Source organism: Blautia sp. AF19-13LB (genome assembly GCF_003479105.1).
Classification (GTDB): domain Bacteria; phylum Bacillota; class Clostridia; order Lachnospirales; family Lachnospiraceae; genus Fusicatenibacter; species Fusicatenibacter saccharivorans.
The window spans coordinates 1-1,184 of record NZ_QUGO01000062.1 but is presented as its reverse complement, the minus strand read 5'-3'; the positions used below and the strand labels follow the sequence as shown (position 1 = coordinate 1,184).

Below are 1,184 nucleotides of genomic sequence, written 5' to 3'. Positions count from 1 at the left end.
TTGGCAAGCTGGACTTCATCGGACAGCCGCTTTCTGCCCTCGGACACTTTTGTTTTAAGCTCCGTCTGCTCGGTCTGTGTCTTTTCCAGCATGGTGTTGAAATTCTGCTCACTGATACGCCCTGCAATCATATCCTCATAAAGCCGCATGACCATTTTGTCCAGAACCTCAATCCGTTCCTCGTCCCTTGTAAGGGAGCGTTCCATTGCTTCCCGCTGTTCCTTTTGTTCGGCTTCGCAGGTATTTGTCAGGCGGTCGGCAACCGCTTCCCCGTCCATCAGGGCAGCTCTGGCACATTCCCGGATTTTCCGCAGCACATGGCTGTAAAGGGTGTCATAATCAATCCGGTGCTGGGTGCAGTGGTTCTTTCCAAAGGCGTTGTAGGTCTTGCAGGAATAAATCCGCTGGGGATATTTTGCGTTTGTGTAGCGTATCGTCAGCGACTTCCCACACTCGCCGCATTTTAACAGTCCGGCAAACAGGCTGATTTCATTGGTCTGCCCCGGACGCTGGCGGGATTTCAGCTTGTTCTGCACAATATCAAAGCTCATGCGGTCAATCAGCGGTTCATGCTGTCCCTCCACCACAATCCAGTCCTCCGGCTTCTTTTCCCCAATCGTGCCGATTTTGAAACGGTAGTCCTTTTTCTGGGAAGCAATCGCCCCGGTGTAGACGGGATTCATCAAAAGGTCTTTGATAACGGAGAAGTCCCACATATACCGCCCGTTTTCCGGGTCTTTCTTTTCCCATTTGGTGCGGGTATTGCGAAGCCCCCGTTCCCGGTTCCACCATGTGGGGCAGGGGATTTTTTCTTCCTCCAGCCGTCTGCGGATATAGTTCGGACCATGACCGTTTAGGGCATATCCGAAAATCAGCCGCACAATCGGGGCTGTTTCCTCGTCAATGAGCAGATGGTTTCTGTCCTCCGGGTCTTTCCGATACCCAAACGGGGCAAGACACCCGGTAAACTGTCCTTTCTGCGCTTTCAGAAGATAAGAGGAATGGACTTTCTTGGAAATATCCTTGCTGTACATCTCGTTCAGGATATTCTTGAACGGGGCAATATCGTTGTTATCACGCAGGGTGTCGATACCGTCATTCATGGCGATATAGCGGACGCCGTTCCTTGGGAAAAAGTCCTCAATCAAATGCCCGGTTTGCAGATAGTTACGCCCCAGTCGGCT

General features: G+C 51.7%; 1 protein-coding gene. It reads right to left on the bottom strand.

Annotation, left to right across the window (positions count from 1 at the left end; all coding sequences use genetic code 11):
* On the bottom strand, positions 1-1,184 hold a 1,184-nt coding region (locus DWX32_RS19220; protein ID WP_118660885.1), incomplete at both ends, for a recombinase family protein.